This window comes from Methanothermobacter sp. K4 (assembly GCF_022014235.1).
GTDB lineage: Archaea > Methanobacteriota > Methanobacteria > Methanobacteriales > Methanothermobacteraceae > Methanothermobacter.
Genome location: NZ_JAKLTD010000002.1, coordinates 439,354 through 464,578 on the forward strand (window position 1 = coordinate 439,354; position 25,225 = coordinate 464,578).

The 25,225-nt window shown below is 48.9% G+C and carries 30 protein-coding genes; 16 read left to right on the forward strand and 14 right to left on the reverse strand.

The genetic code is table 11. From position 1 onward, the window contains the following. Positions 1-8: 8 nt before the first annotated feature. Entirely contained in the window at positions 9-1,160 is a 1,152-nt protein-coding gene (locus tag L5462_RS05970; protein WP_237779880.1) for a thiolase domain-containing protein, read from the forward strand. Between the two features lie 404 nt (positions 1,161-1,564). Here the strand turns inward: L5462_RS05970 and thsA are convergent, their stop codons facing one another. After that, positions 1,565-3,175 (reverse strand): thermosome subunit alpha, encoded by a 1,611-nt coding sequence (thsA, locus tag L5462_RS05975; protein WP_237779881.1) that lies wholly within the window; start codon positions 3,173-3,175, stop codon positions 1,565-1,567. Positions 3,176-3,293: 118 nt separating this feature from the next. Between thsA and L5462_RS05980 the strand changes: the two genes are divergently transcribed. Next, positions 3,294-4,502, forward strand: a complete 1,209-nt coding sequence (locus L5462_RS05980) for a transglutaminase family protein (RefSeq protein WP_237779882.1) — start codon at positions 3,294-3,296, stop codon at positions 4,500-4,502. Between the two features lie 33 nt (positions 4,503-4,535). Further along, positions 4,536-5,108: a cyclase family protein gene (locus L5462_RS05985; protein WP_237779883.1), complete on the forward strand. Its 573-nt coding sequence runs from the start codon at positions 4,536-4,538 to the stop codon at positions 5,106-5,108. 40 nt (positions 5,109-5,148) lie between these two features. Here the strand turns inward: L5462_RS05985 and L5462_RS05990 are convergent, their stop codons facing one another. The 9 genes from L5462_RS05990 to L5462_RS06030 form a co-directional block, all read right to left on the reverse strand. Then, positions 5,149-5,670, reverse strand: coding sequence for a hypothetical protein (locus L5462_RS05990; RefSeq protein ID WP_237779884.1), 522 nt, complete (start codon positions 5,668-5,670; stop codon positions 5,149-5,151). A 151-nt stretch (positions 5,671-5,821) separates the two neighbouring features. After that, positions 5,822-6,292 carry a phosphatase PAP2 family protein gene (locus L5462_RS05995; protein ID WP_237779885.1) on the reverse strand — a complete coding sequence of 157 codons (471 nt, stop codon included), beginning with the start codon at positions 6,290-6,292 and terminating at the stop codon, positions 5,822-5,824. 146 nt (positions 6,293-6,438) lie between these two features. Continuing rightward, positions 6,439-7,482: an aspartate-semialdehyde dehydrogenase gene (asd, locus tag L5462_RS06000; protein ID WP_237779886.1), complete on the reverse strand. Its 1,044-nt coding sequence runs from the start codon at positions 7,480-7,482 to the stop codon at positions 6,439-6,441. Positions 7,483-7,494: 12 nt separating this feature from the next. After that, positions 7,495-8,316: a 4-hydroxy-tetrahydrodipicolinate reductase gene (gene dapB / locus L5462_RS06005; RefSeq protein ID WP_237779887.1), complete on the reverse strand. Its 822-nt coding sequence runs from the start codon at positions 8,314-8,316 to the stop codon at positions 7,495-7,497. Positions 8,317-8,333: 17 nt separating this feature from the next. Next, positions 8,334-9,224, reverse strand: a complete 891-nt coding sequence (dapA, locus tag L5462_RS06010; protein ID WP_237779888.1) for a 4-hydroxy-tetrahydrodipicolinate synthase — start codon at positions 9,222-9,224, stop codon at positions 8,334-8,336. Further along, a complete protein-coding gene (locus tag L5462_RS06015; RefSeq protein WP_237779889.1) occupies positions 9,221-10,441 on the reverse strand; it encodes an aspartate kinase in 1,221 nt (406 codons plus the stop codon). The genes dapA and L5462_RS06015 overlap by 4 nt, the downstream gene beginning before the upstream one ends. A 46-nt stretch (positions 10,442-10,487) precedes the next feature. Then, positions 10,488-10,676, reverse strand: coding sequence for a 30S ribosomal protein S17e (locus L5462_RS06020; RefSeq protein WP_013296011.1), 189 nt, complete (start codon positions 10,674-10,676; stop codon positions 10,488-10,490). Between the two features lies 1 nt (position 10,677). Beyond that, the gene (locus L5462_RS06025) at positions 10,678-10,974 is read right to left on the reverse strand and encodes a chorismate mutase (protein ID WP_237779890.1); all 297 of its coding nucleotides are present in this window, start codon (positions 10,972-10,974) and stop codon (positions 10,678-10,680) included. A 42-nt stretch (positions 10,975-11,016) separates the two neighbouring features. Continuing rightward, positions 11,017-11,877 (reverse strand): shikimate kinase, encoded by an 861-nt coding sequence (locus L5462_RS06030; protein ID WP_237779891.1) that lies wholly within the window; start codon positions 11,875-11,877, stop codon positions 11,017-11,019. A gap of 123 nt (positions 11,878-12,000) precedes the next feature. Between L5462_RS06030 and sppA the strand changes: the two genes are divergently transcribed. From sppA to L5462_RS06065, 7 genes are all read left to right on the forward strand, one after another. Beyond that, a complete protein-coding gene (gene sppA, locus L5462_RS06035) occupies positions 12,001-12,864 on the forward strand; it encodes a signal peptide peptidase SppA (protein ID WP_237779892.1) in 864 nt (287 codons plus the stop codon). A 111-nt stretch (positions 12,865-12,975) separates the two neighbouring features. Then, positions 12,976-13,233 (forward strand): MJ0307 family thioredoxin, encoded by a 258-nt coding sequence (locus L5462_RS06040; protein WP_237779893.1) that lies wholly within the window; start codon positions 12,976-12,978, stop codon positions 13,231-13,233. Positions 13,234-13,271: 38 nt separating this feature from the next. Beyond that, the gene (gene cbiD, locus L5462_RS06045; RefSeq protein ID WP_237779894.1) at positions 13,272-14,378 is read left to right on the forward strand and encodes a cobalt-precorrin-5B (C(1))-methyltransferase CbiD; all 1,107 of its coding nucleotides are present in this window, start codon (positions 13,272-13,274) and stop codon (positions 14,376-14,378) included. A gap of 58 nt (positions 14,379-14,436) precedes the next feature. Then, positions 14,437-14,922, forward strand: coding sequence for a cyclic pyranopterin monophosphate synthase MoaC (gene moaC / locus L5462_RS06050; protein ID WP_237779895.1), 486 nt, complete (start codon positions 14,437-14,439; stop codon positions 14,920-14,922). Beyond that, positions 14,919-17,000: a DEAD/DEAH box helicase gene (locus L5462_RS06055; RefSeq protein WP_237779896.1), complete on the forward strand. Its 2,082-nt coding sequence runs from the start codon at positions 14,919-14,921 to the stop codon at positions 16,998-17,000. Before moaC ends, L5462_RS06055 begins: the two co-directional genes overlap by 4 nt. Further along, positions 16,975-17,430 carry a DUF2115 domain-containing protein gene (locus L5462_RS06060; RefSeq protein WP_237779897.1) on the forward strand — a complete coding sequence of 152 codons (456 nt, stop codon included), beginning with the start codon at positions 16,975-16,977 and terminating at the stop codon, positions 17,428-17,430. Before L5462_RS06055 ends, L5462_RS06060 begins: the two co-directional genes overlap by 26 nt. Positions 17,431-17,490: 60 nt before the next feature. After that, on the forward strand, positions 17,491-18,027 hold the full coding sequence (locus L5462_RS06065; RefSeq protein ID WP_237779898.1) for a DUF2115 domain-containing protein: 537 nt from the start codon (positions 17,491-17,493) through the stop codon (positions 18,025-18,027). Here the strand turns inward: L5462_RS06065 and L5462_RS06070 are convergent. From L5462_RS06070 to L5462_RS06080, 3 genes are all read right to left on the reverse strand, one after another. Continuing rightward, positions 18,018-18,500, reverse strand: coding sequence for a DUF308 domain-containing protein (locus tag L5462_RS06070; protein WP_237779899.1), 483 nt, complete (start codon positions 18,498-18,500; stop codon positions 18,018-18,020). The genes L5462_RS06065 and L5462_RS06070 overlap by 10 nt on opposite strands. Positions 18,501-18,609: 109 nt before the next feature. After that, a complete protein-coding gene (locus tag L5462_RS06075; RefSeq protein WP_237779900.1) occupies positions 18,610-18,909 on the reverse strand; it encodes a DUF2098 domain-containing protein in 300 nt (99 codons plus the stop codon). 11 nt (positions 18,910-18,920) lie between these two features. Next, a complete protein-coding gene (locus tag L5462_RS06080; RefSeq protein ID WP_237779901.1) occupies positions 18,921-19,187 on the reverse strand; it encodes a PRC-barrel domain-containing protein in 267 nt (88 codons plus the stop codon). A gap of 72 nt (positions 19,188-19,259) precedes the next feature. Here L5462_RS06080 and L5462_RS06085 point away from each other — a divergent pair, with 72 nt between their 5' ends. The 4 genes from L5462_RS06085 to L5462_RS06100 are packed head-to-tail and all read left to right on the forward strand — an operon-like array spanning position 19,260 to position 23,025. Next, a complete protein-coding gene (locus L5462_RS06085; RefSeq protein WP_237779902.1) occupies positions 19,260-20,285 on the forward strand; it encodes a CBS domain-containing protein in 1,026 nt (341 codons plus the stop codon). Positions 20,286-20,345: 60 nt separating this feature from the next. After that, entirely contained in the window at positions 20,346-21,962 is a 1,617-nt protein-coding gene (locus L5462_RS06090; protein WP_237779903.1) for a tRNA uridine(34) 5-carboxymethylaminomethyl modification radical SAM/GNAT enzyme Elp3, read from the forward strand. Position 21,963: 1 nt separating this feature from the next. Then, a complete protein-coding gene (deoC, locus tag L5462_RS06095; RefSeq protein ID WP_237779904.1) occupies positions 21,964-22,629 on the forward strand; it encodes a deoxyribose-phosphate aldolase in 666 nt (221 codons plus the stop codon). Positions 22,630-22,671: 42 nt separating this feature from the next. Next, the gene (locus L5462_RS06100; RefSeq protein WP_237779905.1) at positions 22,672-23,025 is read left to right on the forward strand and encodes a cyclophilin-like fold protein; all 354 of its coding nucleotides are present in this window, start codon (positions 22,672-22,674) and stop codon (positions 23,023-23,025) included. A 25-nt stretch (positions 23,026-23,050) separates the two neighbouring features. Here L5462_RS06100 and cofH read toward each other — a convergent pair whose 3' ends face one another. After that, positions 23,051-24,166: a 5-amino-6-(D-ribitylamino)uracil--L-tyrosine 4-hydroxyphenyl transferase CofH gene (gene cofH, locus L5462_RS06105; RefSeq protein WP_237779906.1), complete on the reverse strand. Its 1,116-nt coding sequence runs from the start codon at positions 24,164-24,166 to the stop codon at positions 23,051-23,053. A 152-nt stretch (positions 24,167-24,318) separates the two neighbouring features. On the opposite strand from cofH, the gene hmtA1 reads away from it, so the two are divergent. Beyond that, the gene (hmtA1, locus tag L5462_RS06110) at positions 24,319-24,525 is read left to right on the forward strand and encodes a histone HmtA1 (protein WP_013296030.1); all 207 of its coding nucleotides are present in this window, start codon (positions 24,319-24,321) and stop codon (positions 24,523-24,525) included. 141 nt (positions 24,526-24,666) lie between these two features. Further along, positions 24,667-25,158 carry a rubrerythrin family protein gene (locus L5462_RS06115; RefSeq protein WP_237779907.1) on the forward strand — a complete coding sequence of 164 codons (492 nt, stop codon included), beginning with the start codon at positions 24,667-24,669 and terminating at the stop codon, positions 25,156-25,158. The last annotated feature ends 67 nt before the right edge of the window (positions 25,159-25,225 follow it).

Below are 25,225 nucleotides of genomic sequence, written 5' to 3' on the forward strand. Positions count from 1 at the left end.
GTGATAATATGAGGGATGTAGCAATTATTGGAGTCTCACAGACAAAATTCGGAGAACTCTGGGATGTCTCATTCAGGGACATGATAACAGAGGCCGGCCTCGGTGCCATAGAGGATGCTGGAGTTGAAGGTGCAGACCTCGAGGCGATGTACGTTGGTAATATGTCAGCGGGCCTATTCATAAAACAGGAGCACATTTCTTCACTCATCGCAGACCATGCCGGCTTAACACCAATACCCTCAACAAGGGTGGAAGCCGCCTGTGCATCAGGTGGACTCGCCCTGAGAAGCGGTATAATGGCTGTGGCATCAGGATACCATGACATTGTGATATCAGCAGGTGTTGAGAAGATGACAGACGTTGTTGACCCCACACCTGCAATTGCAACAGCCTCCGACCAGGAATGGGAGGCCCAGCAGGGTGTAACCTTCCCATCACTCTACGCCATGATGGCAAGGAGGCACATGTACGAGTACGGTACAACAAGGGAGCAGCTCGCTATGGTCTCCGTGATAAACCATGAGAATGCCTCAAACAACCCAAGGGCCCAGTTCCCAATGAAGGTCACAGTCGAACAGGTCATCAACTCAACCATGGTCGCGGATCCCCTAAGGCTCCTTGACTGTTCACCCATATCTGATGGTGCAGCAGCAGTCATACTCTGCCCCGCCGAGATGGCCAGGGAATACACCGATACCCCTGTCTATGTGAAGGCATCCGCACAGGCCTCAGGTACCATTGCACTGCACGATAGAAGAAGTATAACCAGGATTGACGCCACCGTGAATGCAGCAAGATCCGCATTCAAGATGGCAGATCTGACACCAGGGGACATAGACCTTGTTGAGGTCCATGACTGCTTCAGCATAAATGGTATACTGGCTGTTGAGGACCTTGGATTCTTTGAGAAGGGTGAAGGTGGAAGGGCCTTTGAAGAGGGCATGACCCGCATTGATGGTGAAATACCCGTAAACCCCTCGGGGGGTCTCAAGGCACGTGGTCATCCACTCGGGGCCACAGGTATCGCCCAGGCGGCTGAGGTGGTCTGGCAGCTACGTGGTGAAGCCGGTAAGAGGCAGGTTGAGGGTGCTGAGATAGGTATGACCCACAACATCGGTGGAACCGGTGGGACAGCGGCTGTGCACATATTCTCAAGGTAGCCGCCCATTCATCTCATTTTTTCTGTAGTATCAAAAGGTATCCAGTGACCAGCAGAGAAATAAAGAAACTGAGCCGGGCTAACTTAGTTTTTCAATTCTGCGATAACTCTTTATCAGATCATAGTTCATGAAAAATTACATGATCCTGCAATGCCCTCTCTGCTCGATGGATTCAGTGACGCAGAGGACCAGTGCAAAAAGGTTGTGCATATAAAAAATGAGCCAGTAAATCACATTCAATTTTTTTGAGATTGTCTGAAAAAATGATGGGAGTCAGCAGACTTCCAACACAGGTTTACATTTACAAAACATATTCGAGGTTAGGAAACCTGAAAGTATCCCTTTATGAATTCACCGGCACCATGAAAAAGCCTTGTAAAAAAAAGGAGTAATTATGGGGGTGCCTACATTGGAGGCATTCCGCCCATATCACCCATATCCATGTCCTCATCGGATCCAGAGGATGATGCGGCTATGACGTCGTCTATGCGGAGTATCATCTCAGCTGCCTCTGCAGCGGACTGGATGGCCTGTTTCTTGACCCTGTGGGGCTCTATTACGCCAGCCTCTTTCATGTCAACGATTTCGCCATCGAAGACGTCAAGTCCCATGTATGGTGACTCCTCGTGGGCAGCCCTGAGGTCCACCAGGACGTCGATGCTGTCAAGTCCAGCGTTCTCTGCAAGGGTCTTTGGAACGATCTCAAGGGCATCTGCAAAGGCTGAGACTGCAAGCTGTTCCCTTCCACTTATTGAATCAGCGTAGTCCTTGAGCCTCTTTGCGACCTCTATTTCAGGTGCTCCTCCGCCTGCAACAACTTTACCGTCCTCGACTGTTGCTGCAACGACTCCTATTGCGTCTTCGATTGCCCTTTCAACTTCGCTTACAACGTGTTCTGTTGAACCCCTCACGAGTATTGTGACTGCCTTTGGCTCCTTGCATTCCTCAACGAAGATCATCTCTTCGCCTGAGATCTTCTTCTCTGAGACAATACCTGCTTCGCCGAGGTCGTCCTCACTGAGGTCCTCAATGTTTGTGACTATGTTTGCACCGGTTGCCTTGGAGAGTTTCTCCATGTCTGATTTTTTAACCCTTCTTACTGCAAGGACGCCTGCCTTGGCCAGGTAGTGCTGTGCAAGGTCATCGATACCCTTCTGACAGAAGAGCACGTTTGCGCCTGTCTCCACTATTGAGTTGACCATGTCACGGATCATCTGCTCTTCCTGTTCAATGAAGGCCTGCATCTGTGATGGGTCTGTTATCCTGATTTCTGCGTCGACTTCTGTCTCTTTGACTTCTATTGGGCAGTTCAGGAGTGCTATCTTGGCGTTTTCAACCTTCTTGGGCATTCCTGGGTGAACCCTTTCCTTGTCGATGATGACACCCTGGACGAGTGTTGAGTCGTCCACGGCTGCGCCTTCCTTCTTCTCTATCTTTATGTGGTCCTTCTCAACTTCCCCGTCTTCCTCAACCTGCTGGACCGCGTCAACTATGAGTTCAGCCAGTGGTTCCCTTGCTTTTTCTGTTCCCTTACCGGTCATTGCGGTCATTGCGACCTTTATGAGTGTGTCCCTGTCGCTTGCGTCAATTGCAATGTCGTTGAGTATTTCCTGGGCCTTTTCAGCGGCCTGCCTGTAACCCATTGCGATTATTGTTGGGTGGATCTCCATTTCAAGGAGTGTTTCAGCTTTTTTGAGCAGTTCGCCTGCTATGATGACGGCTGTTGTTGTACCATCACCGACTTCGTCTTCCTGGGTCTTTGCTACCTCAACAAGCATCTTTGCTGCGGGGTGCTCTATGTCCATTTCCTTGAGTATTGTGACACCGTCGTTTGTCACCACGATGTCCCCAAGGGAGTCAACCAGCATCTTGTCCATTCCCTTTGGCCCAAGGGTTGTCCTGACGGTTTCTGCCAGTATTTTACCTGCAAGGATGTTCATTCTCTGTGCGTCCCTTCCAAGGTATCTGCTTGTGCCTTCAGGCAGTACAAGAATTGGCTGCTGTCCCTGTGCCATTTAATCACCTCAATTTTTATTATCATTAGTGCATTTATCAATGGGTTAGAGGTTCTATAAATATTTTGCGGTTAATCTATTTATCCCTTGGAACACTTAAACACTAGTGGGTAAGACCATGTTCAAGAGAGTATCCCCTGTCTGCCTTTCGGCATTCATAATTTTGATTCTATTAATTGAAGGCTCCTATGCCATTGAAGAAGTTGATGATCCCTTGAATAGCTCTGATATCCTCGCGGCAAGTGTGAATGTCTCCAATTTTATGGAAAAAAACAGAAAACTTCCTGAAAATGTCAGTGTGGGTAACAGGACACTTGACACCTCCTCATATGCCTGCGCCCTCAGCAGGGTACTTACAGGTTCAAAGGTGGTCGAAAACCAGACCTTCAATGCGCCCCGGCTTGACATAAGGCGCATATCAGTGAAACTAACAAAAAATCAGTACATGGAGATAGCATCAAAATTCTGTAACTTCACAGCCAGTAAACAGTGCTGTCCAGCAACCATATACTACAGTGGAGGCAGGATCGACTTCTACAATGCAGTGTATCTCCTATCAAAGATCGGGCGCTACAGGCAACTCCATGGTAAACTCCCGGCTTATGTGCAGATAAGCACCCCCCTGCCTTTAAATGCATACCACATCAACTCCAACACCATTGACACAAGGATAAAGAACCTGAAATCCCGGATCAGAAAAACAATTAATCTAATGAATATTATTCATAAAAGGATGAGGTATGGTGGAAATAAAAAAACCATCAGGATGCTTCAGGGTAAACTGAAATCCCTTGAAAAAAGATACGGTTATCTGAACGGTCAGCTCAGATACTATGAGAGCCTCAGAAGCAGCCCATGGTACGTCCCATCATCGCTCCGACGTTACATCAGGTCCACAGCCTACTGCAACATCACTGATCCCAATATAGTTTACCTTGCCCGGGAGCTCTCAGAAAACACCACCCACTCCACTGCACTGAATCTCTTTAGCTGGGTCCGGGACAATGTTGACTACTCCTTCTACTACAGGACCCGCTACGGTGCCTCAGGCACACTCAGACACAGAACAGGAAACTGTGTCGACCAGGCCCACCTCATGGTTGCCCTTGCAAGGACCAGCGGTATACCCGCCCGCTATGTCCGTGGATACTGCAGATTCATAAGCGGGAACTGGTACTCCCATGTGTGGGCCCAGGTATGGATAAGGGGTCGCGGATGGGTGACAGCAGACACCACCCATACCATGAACAACCTCGGACACATTTATAACTGGAATACCAGTGTATCAGAGGTTAGGGAAGTGCTTCTGGAATATGATCTGCACTGAACTCTTATATCCCATCATGAGATATCATGACCCATGAAAATAATTGACCTGACCCGCAGAATTGAGGATTCAATGCCAGTATTTCCAGGGGATTCTCCTGTCAGAATAAGGACACTTGAAGATGAGAACTATGTGAACTCCGCAATGGAGGCTGGAATGCACACTGGAACCCACATAGATGCACCAGCACACGTACATTGCGATGATGAAACTGTTGATAGAATAGGCCTTGAAAGACTGACAGGCCAGGGCTTCCTTATATCACCTGAAACAGATAAAATTCCTGATGGAGATATTGCGGTTCTGAGGACAGGGTGGGACTCAAAGTGGGGTCTGGAGGAATACTTCAAAGATTACAGAGGCATTCCCCTGGGTCTTGCAGAGAAACTGGTTGACCATGGAGTGAAGGGGGTGTGCACAGACGGACCTAGCGTTGACATGCCTGGAGAAACAGCTATACACAGACTCCTCCTTGAAAGGGGTATATGGATAGTTGAAAACATAAAAAACACGGATCTGATTCCAGAAAGATTCAGGATATTCGTTGTTCCCCTGAATGTGATGGCAGAGGCCTCGCCCGTAAGGGTATTCGCCGTTACAGACTGACCATCATTGAAGATCAAACATATTCCACGTTACAGACCCATCATCTCTCTATTTTCTCCCAGAGCACCTTCCCATCGTCTCTCACTGACCTGAAGTAACCCTTTCTCTCAAGGTTTCTCAGTATCTGAACCATGTTCTCAAGTTTCATGTCCCTGAACCCTATCTCATTTAAAAAACCAAGCAGATCCTCGGCTGTGGATCTTTCATCAGGTAGCAGGCGGTAGATCTGTGACTGGAATGAGGTCAGATCCCTTTCAGGTTTCTGTGTGAGTGCATGGAAGTACTCCCTGTACCTTTTAAGGTCAGATATGCGGGACTCCTTCTCGGCTATGATGGCATTGAGGTCCTGTATTATTTTATCCTTCTCAGCCATGAGTCCCTCAAGTTCAGCTATCTTCTGTTCCCTCAGTTTAAGGGTCTCCTCAAGTTTCCTCGCCCTGTCTGAGTTCTCTGAATTCTCCCTGCACTTCCTGAGATCCATCTTGAGCTTGCTTATCTCAAGCATGCATGCCTTGACAAGAAGCTTGAGCTGTTCCTTTTCCGAATCCCTCATGAACTTCATGGTACCCCTTTCCCCTAATTAAATATCACTTGGGACCTTAAAAACCTTCCTGAATTCATCCCGGGAGATCAGATAGAGTTATATAGCGAAAGGGTCTCCGCCCATTCCTTAAAATGAGAACGTGGAAAATAAAACAATACCTCTGTAAGCATCATTCAAGCCTTTCAAAGTTGCAGAGGCCGAAACACTTAACCCTCTCCTCCACCTTCACAGCCACAAGGGCACATAGAACTCCAATGAATGCCCCTGCAATGACATCACTGGGGTAATGTAGACCAAGGCAAACCCTTGAAACACCAACAAGGGAAGCAAGCAGTATGAAAAGCCATAGTCTCCCAAATTTAAAGTAGAGTGCCAGGAACCCGCCGAATGCGGCCACCGTATGCCCTGATGGCATGGAGTAGCCCCCTGCTACTGCTGAGTACCTCACCCAGCTGAGTACCTCATAGGGCCTTGGCCTTGCAATAACAGCCTTCAGGAATTCACTGAGAAAGAAGCCCATCAAAAGGGCTGTGAGGGCAATGAAAGCGGCCTCCTTCTCATTCTCCCCGCCAAAAATGTAGAGTGTAAGGCACAGGAGCACCCAGAAAATCTGGGTTCCTCCAAGGGTTATGATCTGCATCAATGAATCAAGAATGGGCGAACTTATCGTTGAATTAAAAAAATAGAGAATTGACGTATCAATACCCGTAAATGAAAGAAAAGGATGCATCACAAAGTAAAGAATGGATGCATCGGCACCGGTAAAGGAAAAAAATGGATGCATAATTACAGTATCTCATTTATAAGTTCTGCATTCAGGATCGATGCTCCTGCGGCCCCTCTCACCGTATTGTGGCCGACAAGGACATATCTAAGGCTGTTACTGAATGCTGCATCCTCCCTGAGCCTTCCAACAGTGACGGACATTCCACCATCCCTGTCCCTGTCCATCCTTGGCTGGGGCCTGTTCTCTTCATCCAGAACCACAACAGGTTTTTCAGGGGCTGAGTAAAGGCCCAGTTTCTGTGGAAGTCCCTGGAACCCGTCCATGGCCTCCCTTATATCCTCAAGCTCAAATTCATCATCCAGTTCCACAAAGACGGCTTCGGTGTGACCATCAACAACAGGGACACGATGGCATGATGCGCTCACACCAAAATTTGCAGGTTTAACCACACCATCGTCGAGTTCACCAAGGAGGTGGAGGGTCTCGGTTTCAATCTTCTCCTCCTCACCACCGATATAGGGGACGATGTTGTCGAGTATCGCCATGGATGGCACCCCACTGTACCCTGCACCTGAAACCGCCTGCATTGTTGAGACATATACCCTCCTTATGGTGTAGCTGTCATAGATTGGCTTCAGTGTAAGGGTAAGTGCTATGGTGGAGCAGTTGGGGTTTGTTATGATGAAGCCATCCCATCCCCTCCTCCTCTGCTGAACCTCTATGAGATCAAGGAACTCAGGGTTAACCTCAGGTATCACCAGGGGAACATCGGGTTCCATTCGCATTGCACTGGCATTTGAAGCCACTATGTACTTCTCAGCAAACTTTGGCTCAACCTTCCGCGCCACATCTGCGGGAAGTGCAGAGAACAGTATGTCCACATCCCCCACACTTGCAGGGTCCGTTTCAACAACCTCTATATCCCTTACAGACTCAGGCATCTCACTGTCAAGGTACCAGTTTGCAACCTCCCCGTAGGGTTTCCCCGCGGACCTTGACGACGCCGCGAGGGTTGTGAGTTCAAATTCAGGATGATTCTCAAGCAGCTCAATAAACCGCTGCCCAACCATCCCTGTTGCTCCAAGAACACCAACCTTAACCATAATACCACCTTATCATTTTATTCCAAGCACGTCCCCCATATCCATTATCTTTCCGGGTTCTGCGTGTTCAATGAACCTTACCGCCCTTATAACTCCACCTATAAATGCGTCCCTGCTGTGGGCCCTGTGAACTATTTCAAGGCGTTCACCATCACCTGCAAAGAGGACCATGTGGTCCCCAACTATGTCACCACCCCTCACAGCATGGACACCTATCTCATCACGGGTCCTCTCACCTGTAAGTCCGGACCTCCCATGCACCGCCACCTCATCGGGTTTCCTGGAGGTGGCCTCTGCGATAACCTCCAGTGCACGCACCGCTGTACCTGAAGGGGCGTCCTTTTTGTGTCTGTGGTGGGCCTCTATGATTTCAACGTCATAATCAGAGAGTACCGGCGCCAGGTCAGAGAGCACCTTGAAGAACACATTGACACCCACCGCCATGTTTGGTGAGATAACAGCCCTCACACCTGTCCTCTCAATAGATTCCCTGATGGTCTGCATCTGCTCATCTGAAAATCCTGTTGTTCCAACCACAAGGTTAACCCCTGCTTCAGTAGCTGTCTTTATGGTTTCAACAGCTGCCGGTGCCACTGTGAAGTCAACGAGGACATCAGGTTCTGTCTCCCTGAGTGTTTCGGCAAGGTCAGATGCGTCGCTTACCCTAACACCCACTTCACCCGTGGCTGTGAATTCACCCACGTCCCTTCCCTTAAGGGGTGTTCCAGGGGCCTCGATGGCAGCCACAAGCTCCATGTCATCCTCTTCAAGGACCCTCTTTATTATTCCAGACCCCATGCGCCCACAGGCGCCGGTAACCGCAACTTTGATCATTATAACACCTCAGGGATTCAGATGAGTGCCAGTTCCTCAAGGACCAGCCTCAGTTTCTCACGGCTACTGTCCCTCAGGGGTGCGAGCGGCATCCTCACATGACCGGCGGGCCTTCCCATCATGTTGAGGGCCTCCTTGACAGGGACGGGGTTGCTCTCGATGAAAAGGGCCTTCATGAGGCTGTACAGTTCATAGTGGGTTTTCATTGCAGACTCAAAGTCTCCTGAGAGGGCCTCGTTGACGAGACGGCTCATACGGGCAGGATCGACGTTCGCCACAACAGATATGACGCCCTCTGCACCCATCGAGATCATTGGGAGTGTGAGGTTATCGTTACCTGAGAGTATGATGAAATCATCCAGGCCCAGTTCCATGAGCCGTGATTTCAGCATGGAAATCTTATCCAGGTCGGGGCTCGCCTCCTTTATACCGATTATACCGTCGAGCCCTGCAAGTTCAGATACCGTGTCAACGTCGATATCCGTACCTGTCCTTGAGGGCACATTGTAGATTATAAGGGGTATCTCCGATGCCTCCTCCAGCATCCGGTAGTGTTCAATGAGCCCGTGGGGCTGGGGCCTGTTGTAGTAGGGTGTTATCACGAGGGCCGCGTCTGCACCTGCGTCCCCAGCATACCTTACAAGGCCAAGGGCCTCCCTTGAGGAGTTGCTCCCTGCCCCGGCAATGGTCTTAACACGCCCGTTAACCTCATCCACAAGTATGTCAATCATTCTCCTCTGTTCCTCATGGGTTATGGTTGCTGATTCACCTGTCGTACCGGCAACCAGCAAACCATCAACCCCATTCTCGATCAGGTAGTTTATGTTTTCCCGCAGCCCGGCCTCATCCACCCGGTCGTCCTCTGTGAATGGAGTCACCATGGCCACTACTGTGCCTTCAATCTTCATTCAAGAACACCCCTTACAAGTTCATACGCCTTTTTACCATCATTCCAGTCAACAAATATAACCACAGATGTCTGTGAGGATGAAATTTCAACTATGTTAAGGTCATTATCCCGAAGGGGCTTGGTGATCTCGGATATTATGCCTGGAGTGTCTATGAAGTCAGGGCTGGATATGGTTATCATTGCAATATCCCTTCCAAGGGAGAGTGAACTGAGGTTATCATCTGCAACGACCACATCATGGAGGAGCCTGTGCGCCTCATCGGCGTCCTTCTTATCAACAAATATTGTGACGGAGTTCTGACCGGTTGAAATTCCTATGATGTTGATGGAGTTCTCTGCAAGCTTTGAGGTTAACTTTGCCAGTATACCGGGCTTGTTGAGTATCTTCTCACCCACAACCGCAACCACGGATATTGGTTCAGGGTTGAGGGTTGTTGTCTTGACCATCTTATTCTTTGACGGGCCTATGATTTCAGTGCCAGGGGCTGAGAGATCCCCGTGCTCGAAACCTATGATCTTTGCATTGATATCCGGGTCCTTGTATTTCAGGGCATGCGGGTGGAGTACCTGCGCCCCATGGGTTGCAAGATCTCTCATCTCCTCAACAGAGATCTTGTCAAGCTTCTTTGCACCCTGAAGTTTATTTGGATCCGTTGACATGACACCCCCAACATCGGTTACGATTATAACCTCATCCGCCTTCAGGCAGTGTCCCAGGAGGAAGGCCGTGATGTCACTTCCACCCCTTCCCAGGGTTGTTATGTAACCATTGGGGTCCCTCCCAAGGAACCCGCATACCACCGGTATTATCCCCTGGTCAAGGAGTTTGAGGAGTTCCCTTGACTTCTTCTCGGTTGTCTCAAAGTCCACCTTAGCATTTAAAAGGTTGCTGTCGGTTATTATTGGCCATTCATCCATGAAGGGGTCAATGTATTCGGATTTAACTCCAAGTGCCTCTATTGCAGAGGAGAATATCCTTACACTGGTCATTTCACCCATGGATACTATCTCAGCCAGCTGCTTTTCTGTAACAGCATCTTCCATTGCCTCATCAACTATCTGAAGGAGTTCATCGGTTGTCTTATTGATGGCAGATACAACAACAACGACCTTCTTGCCCTTCATGTACTCCTTCACGACAGAACGGGCCGCCTTTTTAATTCGTCTACCATTTCCTATAGATGTACCGCCAAATTTAGCAACTATTAACTCCATTAACCTTCACAACCTTTTAAATGTTGAAAATGGGAAAAAATCAAAATTATTTCTGCTGGCTGATTATCCTTGTGATGTAACCTGCGATTTTGTTCCTGAGGTGTTTTGTGCTGACTGTTGAGAACTCCTCCACAAGTTTCTTGTTTTTATCAAAATCAGATGTGAATTTACCTGGGTGAGTTTCTATCAGTTCTTTCGCGATTCTTTTTACAAAGGATGTTCTTATGTTTCCCATTTCATTGCCTCCTTAACAGTTCTTTCTGTTCGGTTTTGCTTAGATCCATCAGAATCTTCATCAGCTGTATGAGTTTATCCTCATTGATACCATATGCCCTGGCGATTCTCCGGGTCCTCTCTATTATCTCAAGTTCCCTCTCAGGGTCGAATATTTCCATTCCCAGGGCAAGTTTGGCCTCAGCTATCTCACGTGCAAGGGATGTCCGTGAGGATATGAGGTCAAGTATCTCCCTGTCTATTCTATCTATTTCCCTTCTGGACCTTTTAAGGGTTTCCAGTGCTCTGGATTCGTCCATAAAACATCCCCCCGATCAGCACTGCTTTAAGGGTCACCGGGATCAGTCAAGCACATGTGTACCCTGGTTATCCACTGATGTTACAGTAACATCGCCCTCAAGGTTTTCCCATGAATCAATGACCTTCCCTGCTGAATCCTCATCAGCCAGCGCCACAAACGCCGGTCCTGTGCCTGAAAGACCTGCTGAGAGGGCACCCGCCTCAAGGGCATCGAGGGCTATTCCCGGATCGAATCCCAGGGACGCACAATAGAGTATCCCGTTGAGTGTCAGTGCACTGTGCACCCTGCCCCCAAGGACCTCCCTGAAGGCCATGTCAACCCAGGGGGCCAGCAGCTTCATCCTCGGGACATCTGATTGTGCAGTCAGTGATTTTCTGTCTGGCATGTATATTAATACCTTTTGATTTTCCATTTCCCTCCTGCAGATTATACGCCTCGCCATGTTATCTGTCACGGTGAGGCCCCCATAGAATGATGCGCTTGCATCATCATAGGCCCCCGTCACCGTCACCCCTGCCCTGAGGGATGCGTCCACCGCCATGTTGAGCATCTCACGCCCATCCATGGGTTCCAGCTGAAATTCCTCTGATATGAGTTCAGAAACCGCCATCACGGTGGCATTGGATGCCGCGCTGCTGCTTGAGAGACCGCTTGCAACGGGTAAATCAGAGGCTGTGACCACCCTCACACCAGTATCGGCGCCGTAGTGCTCAAGGACCATCTCTGTGCATAGCTCTATGAGTGCTGTATCCGCGCCCTCAAGGGAGATGCACTCTATACCAGAATCTATGAGCCTGGCCTCTGCCCTGACACTGAGGCCTATCCCGAATGCCGAGCCCCTTCCTGTTGCAATGGCATTTATAACCGTGGCTGATCCAGGTGCTCTTGCTGTCTTCCTCAACCTATCACTCCAAACAGTTCATATACCTAGATTATATAAAACTATTTATATAATGGGTTGCAGTCTCATTAATACAAAAACAGAAAAGTTTAGGATGGGAGGTAAATCTGAAGGTCTGATATCATGGACAGAAACAGTAAGATAGTTGCTGGTTTAATTGTGGTCCTATCAATCACCGGGCTGATCATGTCAATTTCAGGGCTCATGGGAGGACCTGAGGGCACGATTGCAATCATACCGGTCCATGGGGCCATAGCCTATGATGCATCAGGATTATCTGATGGTGTCAACCCCGATGACATAAAGGCACTCATAGAGGATGCCAACAGTGACCCCTCAGTTAAGGCCATAGTCCTGGATATAAACAGTCCCGGCGGGACTCCGGTGGCAAGTGAGGAACTGATGGAAGCCATAAAAAAATCTGAAAAACCTGTTGTAAGCTGGATAAGTGATTCCGGAACCTCAGGAGCGTACCTTGCAGCCTCGGCATCCGACCGGATAGTCGCAAGTCCCTCTGCATGGGTCGGGAGCATAGGTGTCATACTTGACCTCACAGATCTCTCTGAGATGTACAGGCAGATGGGCATAAACAAGTACGCCATAAAGGCAGGGGAATACAAGGATATGGGTGCAGATTACCGTATGATAACCGAGGAGGAGAGGCAGATGCTCCAGTCAATGGTGAATGAGGAGTACGACTACTTCATAAGAACTGTGGCTGCCAACAGAAACCTCAGCGTATCATATGTACGTGGCCTTGCAGAGGGAAGAATATTCACCGGAAGGCAGGCCCTGAAGAACAGGCTCGTGGATTATACAGGTGGAAAGGACTATGCTGTTGATGTGGCGGCTAAACTTGCAGGTTTAAGGAACTATGACACCATAACCCTTGAGCCTCCAGGTGGATTTGTGAAGATACTATCAGGGATGTTCTCAAAGCTTGGATTTGCAGGTTCAGCAAATACAACAGAACAGCTAAAGATCTAGGAAAATAAAAGGATAAGTATTTATGGATTTGCAGTTCAGAAAAGAATAAAGGATAAGTATTTATCCTAAAAGGATTGAAGAATTATATATCATTCTCACGGAGGTTAGGAAATGGTTGTTAAGGTAGAGGTTTTCACATCCCCCACCTGTCCCTACTGTCCAATGGCGATCGAGGTTGTTGATGAGGCCAAGAAGGAATTCGGGGACGAAATAGAAGTTGAAAAGATTGACATAATGGTTGACCGGGAGAAGGCAATCGATTATGGCCTCATGGCAGTCCCTGCAATAGCTATAAACGGTGTTGTGAGATTCGTTGGGGCCCCTGGCAGAGAAGAACTCTTCGAAGCCATAAGCGACGAAATAAAATAGATTAATTTTTCTCCATTAAATTTTAAAGGATTTTTCTGATGAGGGATGAGAGGGTATTCGGGATCACAACGGGAACAGCCGCCACTGCAGCGGCCCTCGCATCACTTCTATGTTTAAGGGGTCGTGTGGTTAACAGGGTCTGTGTTGAAACCCCCTCAGGAAAAATCCATGTGGATGTTGATTCTGTTGAAAGGATATCCCAGGACACGGCACAGGCCGGTGTAATAAAGAGGCCCTACGGTGACCCCGATGTTACAGTGAACCTCAGAATCATGGCAGAGGTTCAGATCACAGAAACTGAGGAAATCGTAATCAGGGGTGGTGAGGGTGTTGGTACCGTGACAAAACCGGGACTCCAGGTCCCGCCGGGTGAGGCCGCAATAAATCCCGTCCCCAGGAGAATGATAGAGAATAATCTCCGAAAATACCTGAAGGAGGGTGAGGGGGCGATTGTCACGGTTTCGGTTCCCGATGGGGAGAAGATCGCATCAAAAACCATGAACCCCCGCCTCGGGATTGAGGGGGGTATCTCAATCCTGGGGACAAGTGGCATTGCAAGGCCCATGTCATCCTCAGCCTACAGGAGATCCCTTGCATGCCAGATTGATATTGCAGTCGCCCGTGGATTCAGGGAACTCGTCTTGGTCCCGGGTAACATAGGTGAAAGGTTTGCCAGGGAATATTTCAAGAGTATTGAGGAAGAGAGGATAATACAGATGGCCAACTTCCCGGGTTACATGATGGGGGAGGCCGCCAAAAAGGGTGTGGACAGAGTAATACTTATTGGCCATGCGGGTAAACTCATAAAGCTCTCTGCGGGGATATTCCAGACAAAAAACTCCATTGCAGATGCCCGTAGAGAGATAATGACCGCACATGCAGCTCTCAGCGGTGCAGAGCCAGAAATTACAGAAAGGATCTTTAACCTTGCAACCGTTGAGGAAATGATCAGTGAACTCGAAAGGGTGGGATTGAGGGAGGATGTATTCAACAGCATCAGCAGATCAATAATGGAGAGATGTTCTGAAAGGTTCCCATTTGAAACCGACGTTTTGATCTTCAGCCTGGATGGTAGAATACTCAACTCCAACTTTAAAACTGCGCCTACCCACAGATTTATTGATGACAGCTACACTCTCAGATGAACAAGCAGAATAAGTTGATGCACTGATAGTATTTACCTGACCGATGGTAGTGGTTTGCATGAAAGGATTTACCCACACAGATGGAAAATCTGTACGTATGGTTGATGTGGGATCGAAGGCGGTTGTCAGGAGGACGGCGACCGCTGAGGGTCACATATCACTCACTGAGGATACCCTGAAATTGATCAATGAAAAAAGGATTGAGAAGGGGAATGTGCTTGCAACAGCCCAGATAGCCGCCATAGCCGCGGTTAAACGAACCTGGGACCTTATACCCCTCTGTCACCAGCTTCCTGTAACCGGGGTTGATGTTGAATTCGATGTTACGGCTGACGGGATCACCGCCAGGGTAACTGTGAGGTGTGATGGAAAAACAGGCGTTGAAATGGAGGCCCTCACAGGGGTTTCCGTGGCGCTACTCACAATCTGGGACATGGTCAAAAGTGTAGAGAAGGATGAACATGGCCAGTACCCTGAGACTGCAATCAGTAATATCAGGGTCCTTAAAAAGGAGAAGGTAGAACTGGAAGAAGTGGTTGAATGAAATTTCTGAACCCTGAGCTAAAGAAGATCATCACTGACTGCTACCCATATATAGAATCACTTAACCCTGCCCAGATGAGTGCTGTTGAGGCCGGCTACCTGGAATCAGATGAAAATTTCATCATAGCCATACCAACGGCCAGTGGAAAGACCCTCCTGGGACTTCTGGCTGCCATTCAAACCATAATGAACGGTGGAAGGGTTATTTACACAGTTCCCCTCATATCAATACAGAACGAAAAGGTGAAGGAGTTCAGTGAACTTGAAAAACATGGTGTAAGTGTGGGTAAGGATCCCCGAACCTCAGACCTGGCTGTGATGGTCTTCGAATCCTTTGACAGCCTCACCAGATTCTCATGGAACACCCTGCGGGAGGTTGACCTTCTCATAGTGGACGAGTTCCACATGATCGGAGAGTACAGCAGGGGCCCCGTAATAGAATCCGCCATAACAAGGGCCAGAAAACTGAATCCTTCAATGCGCATTGTGGCCCTCTCAGCGACCCTCTCAAATATGGATGAAATAGGGGATTGGCTCAGTGCCAGAATCGTTGAACACGACTACAGGCCGGTACCCCTGCACCGGGAGGTGCTTGACACCGAAATGTTCGGGGCCCGGGACAAGAATCAGGTGGTCCTGAAGATCCTTGAGAGGTCCATCAGTGAGGATAGCCAGACCCTGGCATTCGTATCCACAAGGAGGTTCACAGAATCCCTTGCATCATACCTTGCAGATAGGATAAAAAAGAAGATCCCAGGGGACATGCTTGAAAGATTTGATGATGTGGCGGAGAGGATACTTGATGTGCCAAGGGCCAGCGGGTCACCGCCAACCTCCACCTGCCTGAAACTTGCAGACTGCATCAGGGCAGGTGTTGCATTCCACCATGCAGGCCTCTTCAACAGGCAGCGGGAAATAATAGAGGACGAATTCAGGAGGGGCAACATCCTCATGATCACAGCAACCCCCAGCCTCATGTACGGTGTGAACCTTCCCTCAAGGACCGTCGTGATAAGGGACTACACCCGATGGACAGGGCAGGGCCCCCAGCGTATCCCTGTATTTGATTATGAGCAGATGTCAGGTAGGGCCGGGAGACCCCTCTATGATGATATCGGCTACTCCTACCTGATAGCAAAGAGCCATGATGAGGCCATGGAACTCGAGGAGTACTATGTGAATGGTGAGGTGGAGAGGACCAACTCAAGGCTCATGGAGAACCGGAATGCCCTATACAGGCAGATAATCGCACAGGTCGCCTCAGGACTTGCATCCACAACTGAAGATCTTCTGGAATTCTTCAGGGGGACCTTCTACGGCTACCAGATGAGTGAGGGTCCCTTCAGCAATGCATTTGGCATGGACAGCATTCATTACGAAATAGAGACCGCCACAGAGTTTTTAATTAAAAACAGGATCATATATCCTGGTCCCGCTGGTTTATCTGCAACAGAATTCGGGCTTCTAATTGCAAAATCCAGTTACGCTGTTGAAACAGCCATAAAACTCCACCAGTTCGCATCTGAAATGGATGAAATCAACGTATACCGCCTCATCTACGAACTGGCAGGGACCCCTGATATTCCACTCATACCATTCAAGGGGCGGAAGAGCCGCGACCCGGTAAGGGAGAGGCTCATGGAGCATGGAATATTTGTCATGGATGCCGGTAACAGGGAGGCGACAGCAGCAGCCCTCCTGGAGTGGATAAATGAGAGGACAGAGTATGAGATTGAGAACGCCTTCAACGTCTATGCGGCATCAACAAGAAGGACCGCATACGAGGCCTCAAGGCTTGTTAAGTTTTTCAAGAAGATCTGTGAAATCCAGGGCGTGTATGGTTACGCAGGGAAACTTGATGTTCTGGCTGCAAGGCTCTACTATGGAGTCAGGGAGGACATCATTCCCATTGTGGTTGGTGTGAGGGGCCTTGGACGTGTCAGGGCCCGTAAGATTGTTGAAACCTTCGGGGAGGACCTCAGACATGTGCGGAAGGATGAACTCAAACGCATCGATGGTATCGGGGAAAAACTCGCCGAGGCCATTAGAGGATATGCTGAGAGATCCTGCCAGTCTTAAGACAATTCTAAGGGATTGCGCAGCGTCCATCAGCGTATTTGACATCATGAGGATCCGTGAATTCGTTGAGAGGGAATGTGCCCACGTACCCGGAGGGTACAGGGAGACCTATATAAAAGTCTATACTGGAATTGCCATTGAAGCCGTTCTGGGTCTTAAGGGTGGTGTGGCGAATATCACTGCAGATAGAAAAAGCCTTTTGAGGACACTGAAAAGATTGTATGAGACCTCCAGCCCCATTATTGTGGTTTTAACCGTCATTTACAGGACATTTATCCTTTCAGAACCTCTACACCCTGTGGGGACTCCTTTTCCCGGTGGACACTCAGTCACAGAGGAAAATGGGATATACTACTGCCCCGTGAAGGATAAACAGAAGAATAATCCATCAGCACTGTGCGATATCTGTATTGCAGAGCAGACCCCATGACTCTGGGTATGGAATGGCTTCTGATTGTGATAACCTGCGAAAACCTGAAGGAGGGCCTGAATGATCCGGGCGGATGAGATTCCAGAGAAACTGACGAAAATGGAGCTCCTTGAGCTGATTAAAAAGGAGGCGTCATCAGTCCACATAAAGGATGTGATGGATGCATCGGTCTACCTGAGGGAGGATGCCAAATACATGCCTTCAAGGGAGCAGAAGGAGTTCATTGAAAGGTTCACCAGGGCCTTCTTCAACAGGATAAGGGATATAAAAAATGATAAAAACATCTACCACGGAGATGTTGACACTGAAAGGCTGGCCGAATTCATAGGTTTCCTTGATGAACAGTTAAGGCGTGCCAGTTCACGACCTGAAAGGTGCTTCCAGAGGATAGCCCGTATAATAACCATCTACGTAACCTTTGTAAGGGAGGAACCCGTCCACCCTGTTGGAACCCGCTTTCCTGGAGGCTTAAGGGTTAGAAGGGTGGATGATACCTTCTACTGCCCTGTGAAGGACAGGCAGATCAGCACCCCCACTGCCCTCTGCCGTTTCTGTGTGAGCAGACAGGACCCTGATGTTCCAGGCGGTCATTCATAGAGAAGAAGACCGATACCATCAATGACCAGTGAAAGACCAATCAACCAGGCAAGGAAGACAGGGTTTCTTACGAACACTCCCACAATGATGTAGAGGACTCCCAGAACCATCACTGATAGACCTGCCACCATTCCTGCTCTGTGCTCCCTGGAGAATAAACTTGCAACACCTGCGATTATGAGGATTATACCTGTTAGATATATCCAGAACGCAGCAAGGAAACTGAAAAGCGTCACATTACCTGCAAGGGCAGCTGCAAGTATCACTCCAAGTATTCCCAGTACAACGTAAAGTGCACCTGCCCCTCTGCTAACCTTCCATGTGTTCACACCAAGAAGGAACAGCCATAGTGCTACAAAGAGAACCGCAACACCTGTGAGGACACTCAACGTGAATATTGAGAGCACCGGAAAGACTATCACAAGAATACCAAGAATCAGTGTTAAAAGACCTGGAAGTTTTGTCTCAGCCATAATTTCACCCCCTTTAAATTTTTGTATTCAGATATGAATTTCAATATTAAACTACTCTTTGTATTCACATATGAACATATATAATGGCCAGAAAAGAATTTAGTGGAGGTCATCCCCCTCCATCACAAACCTCTGAACCCATATCTATGTCTTCAAAGTCCTCTTTCATCCTCTTAAGCTTTTCAACGGTATCAGTTTTTCTTCCTTTTCCAGATCCCCTCTTAACCTGGGATCTGTCGATTACCTCCAGGTAATCCGCGTTGTACCATAGATCAGAGTCTTCAAGGCGGACCCAACCATCACCATCCTCAACCTTGATGGCTGAGATCTCACCCGTCGTTCCGGTACCGGTGTAGCGGACAGCCATACCAACCGTCAGCACATTCCCGTTTACGTCCTTAACCTCCATTTTATCCACCATCATTCAGGGGAAACTTCCTTTGACTCCTCTTCAGGGGCCTCTTCCGCCTCATCAGCGGCTATTTTAAGTACCACATAGTCTCCGACCCTGCTAACGTTGTCCATGCCAACGATGAGTGTCCTCTGTTTAAGGGACAGCTCCCCCTTGGATATTGTAATGGAATTCACAATTCCCTTTTCAGGGTCCAGTTCAAGGTCAGAGACCTTCCCTATCTCCATCGCATTCTTATCCAGCACCTTAAGACCCAGGAACTCCGTTACCTTCATTTTAACACCACTAAAATCTATGTGCCTCATGGTATAAAAAATGATTTATTCATAGCACCCCAATATAATAGCATGGCTGCTGTGAAGATATTCCGGGTTCTTGGAATACCAGTTGAACTTGACATCTCATTCCTCATTCTGATGGTATTCATATACCTGCTGACCTACCTGGGTTTCCTATCAATCAACCTTGCTGTGCTCATAACCCTTGTCTTTGTGGTGGTGGTGATACATGAACTGGCCCACTCCTACGTCGCCCTCAGGTTCGGTGTGAAGATAAGGAGCATACTCCTCCTCCCCATAGGTGGGGTTTCAAGGATGGAAGAGATACCACGGGTACCAAGGCAGGAGTTCCTCATATCCATCGCTGGACCACTCACAAACATCATAATGGCCATGTTAACAGCTGTCCCCATCCTCCTGAACATCACAGGACCCCTCAGACCATTCCTTGGGGATTTCCTGGTCGTGAATCTGGTCCTGGCACTCTTCAATCTTATACCCGCCTTCCCAATGGATGGGGGGAGGATACTGAGGGCCATACTCGCTGAACGTCTGAGTTACCTTAGGGCAACCCGGATAGCGGCGAACCTGGGTAAGGCCATCGCCGCGATAATGGCCGTCACAGGCCTCTTTTATAACCTCTTCCTGATACTGATAGGTCTCTTCATCTACATAGGTGCAGAGCAGGAGTACCAGTCAACCCTCATATCCTCGCTTCTTGAGGGGGTGAGTGTGGGGGACGTGATGACCCCAGACCCTGTAACACTCAGACCCGACATGACAGTGGGGGAGGCCCTTGATGTCATGTTCAGAAAGAAGCACATGGGTTACCCTGTAACCGATGGGGATGAGCTCGCAGGAATAGTAACATTCCATGATATATCCGAGGCCAGCAGGGATATGATGGTGGGGGATGTGATGACCGCGGAGGTTGTGACCGCCGCAGAGGACGAGGAACTCACCTCCGTTCTTGAAAAGATGAACCGCCACCAGCTTGGAAGGCTACCTGTGATGGGTAACGGTAAACTGAGGGGTATAATTTCAAGGACAGATATAATAAGGACGCTGAACCTTATGCGAAAGGGAATTGAATGAAAAATGCATATTAAGAACGCTGAACCAGATGTATACCAGTGAACTTTTACGGTGAAGATAATGAGGGAAGCGTGTCGCCGGATAATCGATGACATAATATCAGGTAAAATAAAAACAAGGAAGGACCTTGAAAGGGCTAAACACAGGGTTTGCCGTGACTTTGGACTTGAAAAATTCATGAGTAACTCTGAAATCCTTGAACATGCAGATCCAGCTGAAAAGAAATTGATAGAAAATCTCCTCAGAAAAAAACCCACCAGGACAATATCCGGTGTTGCCGTTGTGGCCGTCATGTACCACCCCCATGAATGCCCCCATGGAAGGTGCCTTTACTGTCCAGAAAGTGAAAAAGCACCTCCAAGTTACACAGGGGAGGAACCAGCCGCCCTGAGAGCCAGAATGTACGATTTTCACCCCTACAGACAGGTCTACAATCGCCTTGAGCAGCTCCACAGTATAGGCCACCCTGTCGACAAGGTGGAACTCATAGTCATGGGTGGCACCTTCCCGTCCCACAGCCTCTGCTACCAGGAATGGTTCATATCCAGGTGCCTTGAGGCCATGGTGGACTTTGGAGCCAGACTGAGTGGTGTCAGGGTTGATATACCAGATCACCACGGCTATGTGAAGGTGGAAGACGCCCAGCGGTTCAACGAGACATCGCCGGTTCGCTGTGTGGGGATGACATTTGAGACAAGGCCAGACTACTGCCGGGAGGAGGACGTTGACAGGATGCTGAACCTTGGGGTTACCAGGGTTGAGCTGGGTGTGCAGACCATCTACAACTACATATACCAGCGCATCCGGAGGGGCCACAGTATAGGGGATGTTATAGAGTCCAACAGGATACTCAGGGACTCAGGGATAAAGGTTGCAATGCACCTCATGCCCGGCCTCTTCTCAGACTTTGACAGGGACCTCCGGATATTCAGGAGGATATTCCAGGACCCATCCTTCAGGCCAGACATGCTGAAGATATACCCCTGCCTTGTTACCAGGGGCAGCGAACTCTACAGTCTCTGGGAGAGGGGACACTATAAACCCTACTCCACAGAGGAGGCCGTTGATCTAATCGTCGAGATAAAGAAGATGATGCCCCCATGGGTGAGGACCATGAGGATACAGAGGGATATACCCTCCCAGCTTATAGTTGATGGTGTCAGAAAGTCCAACCTGGGTGAACTGGTCTACAGGCGCCTGGAGGAGGAGGGGGTCCGCTGCAGGTGCATAAGGTGCCGTGAGGTTGGCCACATGAGCCGCAGGGGTGTAAGTGTTGATGAGGACGCAGTTACAGTAATGGTTGAGGAGTACGATGCCACAGGAGGCAGGGAGTTCTTTATCTCAGCCGAGGACCCTGAAAATGATGTCCTCATCGGCTTTCTGAGGCTCAGGTTCCCATCAGAGAATGCTCACCGTCCTGAAATAGATGATAAAACAGCCCTTGTAAGGGAACTCCATGTCTACGGTTCAATGATACCCATAGGTGAGCGTCGCGATACCATCGGACAGCACAGGGGCTACGGTGAGGAGCTACTATCCCGTGCAGAGGCCATAGCATCTGATGGTGGGATGGAGAAAATTATGGTCACAAGCGGGATAGGGGCCCGTGAATACTACACCAAATTTGGCTACAGAAGGGAGGGCCCCTACATGTCAAAAAATCTCCAGGAGTGTTAAAATGAAGGTTGAAACAGCAGAGGAACTTGCATCACTCATAGACCATACAAATGTGAGGGCAGATGCAACGGTTACTGATATTGAGAAACTGTGCAGGGAGGCCATAGAGTATGGGTTCAGGTGCGCGGTTGTCACCCCAACCAATGTCAGACTGGCATCTGAACTCCTGAGGGACAGCGATGTCATGGTCTGCTCTGTTATAGGATTCCCAGCAGGTGTTAACACGCCGGCGGTTAAGGCCTTCGAGGCATCAGAGGCCGTGGAAAACGGCGCAGAGGAGGTTGACATGGTAATGAATATAGGGGCCCTGAAGTCAGGTGCGAGGGAACTCGTATATGAGGATATAGGTGGAGTCGTTGATGCCGCAGGAGTTCCTGTGAAGGTTATACTGGAGACAGCCTACCTCACAGACGAGGAGAAGGTGGAGGCATGCCTCATAAGTAAGGAGGCTGGTGCAGCATTTGTTAAAACATCGACAGCCTATGGTGGTCTTTCAGGTGCCACAGTGGAGGACGTGAAACTCATGCGTGAGACTGTGGGTGATGAGATGGGTGTTAAGGCAGCTGGTGGTATAAGGGATACTGAAACAGCCCTTGCAATGATAGAGGCCGGTGCGGACAGGATTGGAACATCAACCGGGGTCCAGATAATCGAGGGGTGGAGGTAGTATGAGAAAAACAGGTATTGATCCTCAGGAAGGTGATCTCATATGAGGATAAAGATAACCGTGGAAGGTAAGGGTTACGCTGAGGCTGAACTTGATGATAGAAACCCTGAATCTGCAGAGAGGATCTATGATAGCCTTCCACTTGAGGGCCGGGCCCTCCTATGGATGGAGGAGGTCTACTTTGACATACCAGTCACCCTTGACTATGAGAACCCCTCTGATACCGCAAGTCCAGGGGACATATCCTACTGGCCGCCAGGTTACGCCCTCTGCATATTCTTCGGGTCAACACAGCCCTACTCCCCGGTGAATCATATAGGGAGGGTGACCAGAAACCTTGACCTTTTCTTCAGTGTTGATGATGGCGACAGGATAATAATAGAAAGAATGGACTAACAAAAAAATCAGGGGCCCGGAAACGCTAAACATCCTCTATTTCCCTGTAGAGGGTATCCCTGCTTGCAGGGATCCTTCCCAGGTCCCTCACAACCCTTATTATTTCTTCGGGTTCGGTTCTAACACCATGTGATGCCCCCGCGGACCTTGATATGTTCTCCTCACCCAGTGTACCACCAAGGTCGTTGGCCCCGGACATGAGGGCAACCTGTGCAAACTTAAAGCCCAGTTTAACCCATGAAGCCTGTATGTTCCTTATAAGGCCCCTGAACATCAGCCTTGAAACCGCGTAGACCTTGAGGTCCTCTGCACCGGTTGCGCCTGCAGCCGCCTTTCCCTCACGGTATATGGGGGCCCTTGGATGCATGAATGGTAATGGGACGAACTCCGTGAAGCCCCCTGTTTTCTCCTGGATCTGCCGCAGTATGTCCATGTGTTCAACCCTGTGTTCGGGTCCATCGATGTGACCGTACATCATGGTGCAGGTTGTTGGTATTCCAACCCGGTGTGCTGTCTCTATAACCTCAACCCACTCCCCGGTACTCAGCTTTGTAGGGCATATAACAGCCCTTACATCATCATTGAGTATTTCTGCCGCTGTACCGGGCATTGAACCGAGACCTGCCCTTTTAAGTATCCTTAGGGCCTCCTCAATTGATAGCTCCGCATTACGAGCACCATAGTAAACCTCCATTGGGGAGAATGAGTGGAGGTGCACATGGGGTAGCTCCGCTTTTATGGCCCTCACAAGATCCTCATAGAAGTAGGTGTCAAGGCCAGGGTAGAGGCCCCCCTGTATGCAGAGTTCACGGGCACCGTTTTCCGCGGCCTTACGGGCAATTTCAAGGATCCTTTCAGTTTCAAGGTAATATGCGTCCCCATCAAGATCATCCCTCTTAAAGGCGCAGAACCCGCACTGTCCCGAGCATATATTGGTGAAGTTGATGTTCCAGTTCTCAATGTAGGTTACCCTGTCACCAGCCTCGGACTCCCTGACAGTGTCCGCAGCTATTAAAAGGGCCTGGAGGTCCCTTCCTCTAACATTCATCAAGTAGAGGGCCTCCTCATTGGTGATTGGCTCATCCATTGCCTTCTCAAGTATTTTTTCTGTGCGGGTTTTAATATCCATGGTGCCAAACATGCGATTTAGTATCTGGTTCTCCAAGTTTAAAATTTTTGGTTTTGGTGAAATCCATATCCAGTTACCCCCATCAGCCCTATGTGGTCCATTAACCCGGCAGAACCAATAAATTTAAATATTAGAGATTACCAGCTTAATTTGGAGGTGAAATTATGGCTGAATTACCAATCGCACCAGTAGGTAGAATAATAAAAAATGCCGGTGCCCAGAGAATAAGTGATGATGCAAAAGAGGCTTTAGCAAAGGCCCTCGAAGATATGGGTGAGGAAATCTCACGCAAAGCCGTTGAACTTGCAAAACACGCCGGCAGAAAAACTGTTAAAGCCACAGACATTGAAATGGCCGCTAAACAGTTATAGGCAGACCCGATAATTCTACCTATTTATTTTTTCAGGGATTAAGTTTCCCTTACCAAATTTAAGCTGTTATGATCCTGTACTGATTCATGGTTTTTCTTTATAAGGTCAGGATAACATAATAATAAGATGAGGTGATTTTTGATGTCAACAATGGATAACCTGAAGGAAGCATTTGCCGGGGAGTCACAGGCAAACAGAAAGTACCTTGCATTCGCAAGGAAGGCTGATGAGGAGGGGTACCACCAGATTGCAAAGCTCTTCCGTGCCGCGGCCGCAGCAGAGACAGTCCATGCAATGAACCACCTTGAGGCCATGGGGGCCATCAATAGCACAGAGGAGAACCTCAGGGAGGCAATAGCCGGAGAAACTGCAGAATTCAAGGAGATGTACCCTGGATTCATAGAGGAAGCAGAAGCAGAGGGTGAAGAACAGGCACGCTGGAGCTTTGACGTTGCAAATAAGGTTGAGAAGATCCACGCTGAACTCTACCAGAGTGCCCTCGATAATCTTGGGAGGAACGTTGAGGTGGACTACTACGTCTGCAACTGGTGCGGTAACACCGTTGAGGGTGAGGCACCCGAGAGGTGCGCCATCTGCGGGGCACCCAAAAAGGAGTTCAAAAAAATAGAATAATCCTAGTGCGCCATCTGCGGGGCACCCAAAAAGGAGTTCAAAAAGATAAAATCCTTTCTATCACCTT